6 protein-coding genes are annotated in these 4917 nt (G+C 74.4%); 2 read left to right on the top strand and 4 right to left on the bottom strand.

Features of this window, described 5'->3' with window-relative positions; translation table 11 throughout:
• The first annotated feature begins 199 nt into the window (after positions 1-199).
• Both AB0F10_RS44190 and AB0F10_RS44185 read left to right on the top strand, forming a co-directional pair.
• On the top strand, positions 200-775 hold the full coding sequence (locus tag AB0F10_RS44190; protein WP_360640313.1) for a GNAT family N-acetyltransferase: 576 nt from the start codon (positions 200-202) through the stop codon (positions 773-775).
• Between the two features lie 77 nt (positions 776-852).
• Complete coding sequence (locus AB0F10_RS44185; protein ID WP_360640310.1) at positions 853-1422, top strand: isochorismatase family protein; 570 nt, start codon at positions 853-855, stop codon at positions 1420-1422.
• Between the two features lie 288 nt (positions 1423-1710).
• On the opposite strand, the gene AB0F10_RS44180 is transcribed toward AB0F10_RS44185, so the two are convergent.
• The 4 genes from AB0F10_RS44180 to AB0F10_RS44165 form a co-directional block, all read right to left on the bottom strand.
• A complete protein-coding gene (locus AB0F10_RS44180; protein ID WP_360640307.1) occupies positions 1711-2106 on the bottom strand; it encodes a cobalamin biosynthesis protein in 396 nt (131 codons plus the stop codon).
• A gap of 108 nt (positions 2107-2214) precedes the next feature.
• A complete protein-coding gene (locus AB0F10_RS44175; protein ID WP_360640304.1) occupies positions 2215-3594 on the bottom strand; it encodes a cobyrinate a,c-diamide synthase in 1380 nt (459 codons plus the stop codon).
• Positions 3588-4187, bottom strand: coding sequence for a cob(I)yrinic acid a,c-diamide adenosyltransferase (cobO, locus tag AB0F10_RS44170; RefSeq protein WP_360640301.1), 600 nt, complete (start codon positions 4185-4187; stop codon positions 3588-3590). Before cobO ends, AB0F10_RS44175 begins: the two co-directional genes overlap by 7 nt.
• The coding region (locus AB0F10_RS44165; RefSeq protein ID WP_360640298.1) for a VWA domain-containing protein at positions 4187-4917 on the bottom strand (731 nt) is incomplete at its 5' end. The genes AB0F10_RS44165 and cobO, both read right to left, overlap by 1 nt.

Here is a 4917-nt window from a genome sequence, read left to right as displayed (position 1 = left end):
CGGGTGCCGGGTGCCGGGTGCCGGGTGCCGGGTGCCGGGTGCCGGGTGCCGGGTGCCGCTGCCAGTGCCGGGTCCGGGTGCCGGGTGACGCTGCCTAGTGCCGGGTGCCACGTGCCGGGATGCCGGCTGACGGCGAGGTTGGATGGCGGCCCGGCCCGGCGCCCGGCGGCCCGGTGGCAGGGTCGCTTTAATGGTCGGCATGCCTTCACTCGTCTCTCCCGTCGTCGCCGCCGGCGCTTTGGCGCGGCTTGATCAGCCGGTGCTGACGGGTCCGGGCCTCACGCTGCGCCCGTGGCGGGCCACCGACGCCTCCGTCGTCGCCGCGGCCTACGACGAGCCGGGAATCCGGCAGTGGCATTCGCGGTCGATGACCGTCGACGAGGCCCTCGCGTGGATCGGTGACTGGCCGCGACGGTGGCAGCAGGAGACCGGAGCCGGCTGGGCCGTCGTGGACGACGGCGTGCTCGGCCAGATCAGCCTGCGCAGCATCGACCTCGCCGGCGGGCTCGCCGAGATCTCGTACTGGGTGCTGCCGGAGGCCCGCGGCAGAGGCCTCGCCGCGACGGCGCTGACCGTCCTCACCGGATGGGCGTTCGAGGTGCTCGGCCTGCACCGCATCGAGGTTCTCCATTCGACGCGCAACGAGGCGTCGTGCCGGGTCGCCGAGCGGGCCGGCTACCCGTACGAGGCGACCCTGCGCAGCAACGTGCTGCACGCGGACGGGTGGCACGACATGCACCTGCATGCGCGGGTCGCCGGGGACTCCACGGCTTGAGCCGAGGCCCGGCCCGACGAACATGTCGGAGGGTGGGCCTAACGTGAGTGGTCTCAGGACGCCCGCAAGGAGGGACCATGACAACACTCGAGAGCCGGCCCAACACCGCCCTGCTGGTCATCGACGTGCAGAACGGCGCCGTCGGCGAGGCACACGACCGCGACACCGTCGTGGCAAACGTCGGCAGCCTGGTGGAGAAGGCACGACGGGAACAGATCCCGGTCGTCTGGGTTCAGCACTGCGACGACGGCATGCCGCGGGGCAGCGAGAGCTGGCGCATCGTCTCCGAGCTCGCTCCGGGCGAGGCCGAGCCGCTCGTCGAGAAGCACTACGGCGACTCGTTCGAGGAGACCACCCTCGAGGCCGTGCTGTCGGACCTCGGAGTGGGCCGGCTCGTCGTCGCCGGCGCTCAGACCGACGAGTGCATCCGCTCCACACTGCACGGCGCGATCGTCAGGGGATACGACGCGACCCTGGTCAGCGACGCCCACACGACCGAGGACCTGTCGAAGTGGGGAGCGCCCACACCGGACAAGGTCATCGCACACACAAACCTGTACTGGAGCGGCCACCGGGCCCCGGGACGAACCGCCGGCACGGTCGAGACCAAGAGCGTCGACTTCGGCCGGGCACCCGAGACGACCTGACGCCGCCGGGCCCGGACGGCGCCCCGGCCTGACCGCACCCAGCGCCGGCGAAGCTCACCAGCATGGACGGCAGTCGACAGCGCACCATTGCCCGTCCGGGCCCCGGCGGCAAATCCGCACAGCCAGGTCGCCGCACGGCCGGGCCGGCGTCGTCGAGTCATGCGCCGCCCAGCACTAATGCCACCGCAACCGTCACGCCGGACACCCTCACGCCACCGCAACCGTCACGCCGGACACCCTCACGCCACCGCAACCGTCACGCCCGACACCCTCACGCGATGGCGACGGTCACGCCGGACGTCCTCGCGCGATGGCGACGGTCACGCCGGGGAGGAAGACCGTCTTCGGCACGATCAAGGTCGCGCCCGGCCCGGCGGCGAACAACGCGGCGGCCTCCGCGACGCTCGGGGTGCCCGATCTGAGCGCCACCACGCCGGAGGGGTGCGGAACGTCGACGGCGGCCAGTTCGGCGGCCGTGAAGGAGACGATCTGCCAGCCGTGCCGGGCGGCGACGGCCCGCGGGCCTGTCTCGCCGGCCCGGCGATCCAGCGTCGCGAGAACACCGACGTCCCCCGGCCGCAGACCCGCGGCGGCGATCCCGGCGCCGGCCGCGGCAGCCAGTTCGTCATCCGCGACGCCGGAGCGGGCGCCCAGGCCGAGCACCACCAAACCCGTCGAGGTCACCCCCGGACCGTACGCCGGAGGAGGCGCCTGCTCGCCAGGTCGTCCCGCGCCGGAGGCAACGGGCGGAGCTCCGACCCGACGCTGCCGCCCGCCACCCACGGATGCTGATCAGCCTCGTGAGCCCGTGATTGCCTGGGCTGCCGCCTGGGTGACGACCCGCTGGGCGATCGACGGGTTTCCGGCCCAGTGCAGATGCAGGTACGAGGCCTGCAGCGTCGGCGTTGCGAAGCCCTCCGGGTCCGCACCGCGCCAGGCCCAGGCCGCTCCCCCGGCCGGTTCGAGCAGCAGGCCCGACCGTGGGTGCACCGTGGTGCGGTGGAACTCGTGGCCGGTGATCCGCGAACCCGCCGGGAACAGCGGGCTGTCCGACAGCGCCACCGCGTCGCGGTAGCCCAGGGTCAGTGTCGGGGTCATCTCAGCCTCCGCGTCCAGCACGCCGCACATCGGTTTGCCGTCGAGCGTCCGGCAGAGCCACAGCAGGCCGGCGCACTCGGCGACGATCGGCATGCCCACGGCGGCGAGGGACGCCACGGCGAGGCGCAGCGGCTCGTTCGCCGAGAGTTCCGCGGCGTACACCTCGGGGAAGCCGCCGCCGACGACCAGGGCGCGGGTGTGCTCCGGCAGGGCCTCGTCGCGGAGCGGATCCACGGTCACCACTTCGGCGCCCGCGCCCGCCAGGAGTTCGGCGGTTTCCGCGTACGCGAAGGTGAAGGCCGGTCCGCCCGCGATCGCGACCACCGGGCGGCCGGGGGCGGGGTTGCCGGACGCCGGGGACCAGGGGGTCGCCGCGAGGGGCGGCGCCGAGCGGGCCAGGGCCAGCACCGCGTCGAGGTCCACGGAGGATGCCGCCAGCGCGGCGAGCGCGGCGACCGAGGCCACGGCCTCCGCGCGGCGCTCGGCGGCGGGGATCAGGCCGAGGTGGCGGGAGGGTGCCGCGACCGCGTCGGCGCGGCGCATCGCGCCCAGTACGGGGGTGCCGACCTCTTCGCACGCCTCGCGCAGCAGCGCCTCGTGCCGGTCCGAGCCGACCCGGTTGAGGATGACTCCGGCCAGCCGGACGGTGCCGAAGCTGCGGAAGCCGTGCACGAGCGCCGCCACCGAGCGGCCCTGCGCGGCCGCGTCGACCACCAGGATGACCGGGGCGCCGAGCAGGCTCGCCACCTGCGCGGTCGAGCCGGTGTCGCCGGCGCCGGTGCGGCCGTCGTAGAGGCCCATCACGCCCTCGACCACCGCCAGATCGGTGCCCGCCGAACCGTGTGCGAACAGCGGCCCGATCGTCTCCTCGCCGACCATGACCGGGTCCAGGTTGCGGCCCGGTCTGCCCGCCGCGAGCGAGTGGTAGCCGGGGTCGATGTAGTCCGGGCCGACCTTGAACGGGGCGACCTTCAGGCCCCGGGCGGCGTACGCGGCCAGCAGGCCGGTTGCCACGGTGGTCTTGCCGTGCCCGGAGGCGGGTGCCGCGATGACGACGCGGGGGACGTTCACCACTCGATGCCCTGCTGACCCTTGCGGCCGGCGTCCATCGGGTGCTTGACCTTGGTCATCTCGGTGACCAGGTCGGCGGCCGCGAGCAGGTCGGGGTGGGCGTCGCGGCCGGTGATCACCACATGCTGGGTGCCGGGCCGGTCCGCGAGGGTGGCCACCACGTCGGCGACGTCGACCCAGCCCCACTTCATCGGGTAGGTGAACTCGTCGAGCACGTAGAACCTGTGTGTCTCGGCGGCCAGGTCGCGTTTGATCTGCGCCCAGCCCTCGGCGGCCTCGGCCGCGTGATCGCGTTCGGTGCCGGCGCGCTGGATCCAGGACCAGCCCTCGCCCATCTTGTGCCACGCGACGGGTGCCCCGCCCGCCTGGCCCAGGGCCTTGAGCGCGGCCTCCTCGCCGACGCGCCACTTCTCGGACTTCACGAACTGGAAGACCCCGATCGGCCAGCCGGCGCTCCACGCGCGCAGCGCCATCCCGAACGCGGCCGTGGACTTGCCCTTGCCGTGTCCGGTGTGGACGGCCAGCACGGCCTGCCGGCGTCGCTGGCGGGTGGTCAGCCCGTCGAGCGGCACCGTCGTGACCTGTCCCTGCGGCATCAGGCGACCCTCCTGCTGGATGCGGTGCCCGCGGCCAGGGCCTCGAGCGGCATGACGTCGGCGTCGAGCGCGGCGGCGAGCCGGCGGGCGAGGCCGAGGCGGACCGGGCCCGACTCGCAGTCGACGACCACAACGGCCACGCCGGTCAGTGCCGGCGCGACCACCACGGGGTCCGGGCCGCTGGTCGCGCGCCCGTCGGTGACGACGATCAGCAGCGGCCGGCGGCGGGGGTCGCGGCGGCGCTCGGTGGCGATGGTCGCGGCCGCGGCGCGCAGGCCGGCCGCCAACGGGGTACGCCCGCCGGTGCGCAGGCTCGCGAGGCGCAGCACGCCGACCTCGTGGCTGGAGGTGGGCGGCAGCACCTGCTCCGCGGACGAACCCCGGAAGGTGATCATGCCGACCCGGTCCCGGCGCTGGTAGGCGTCGCGCAGCAGCGACAGCACGGCGGTCTTGACGACGGTCATCCGCTTGCGGGCGGCCATCGACCCGGACGCGTCGACGACGAAGAGCACCAGGTTGGCCTCGCGACCGACGTGGACGGCCTCACGCAGGTCGCGTGGATGCACGATCCGCGGGCGCCGGCCGTCCGTCCGGGGCGGGGGCGCGGCGGCATCACCCGGCGCGATCATGCCGGCACCTCGGTGTATGGCCGCGCGCAGCGTCGCCGGCAGGTGTGGCGCGCCGGCGAGCTTGCCGCCCGGAACCCGGGAGCCGACGACCCGCCCGCGGC

The sequence above is a fragment of the Actinoplanes sp. NPDC026623 genome, assembly GCF_040638275.1.
Classification (GTDB): Bacteria; Actinomycetota; Actinomycetes; order Mycobacteriales; family Micromonosporaceae; genus Actinoplanes.
The sequence above is the reverse complement of the archived record's forward strand: the minus strand, read 5'-3'. Positions and strand labels throughout refer to the sequence as shown.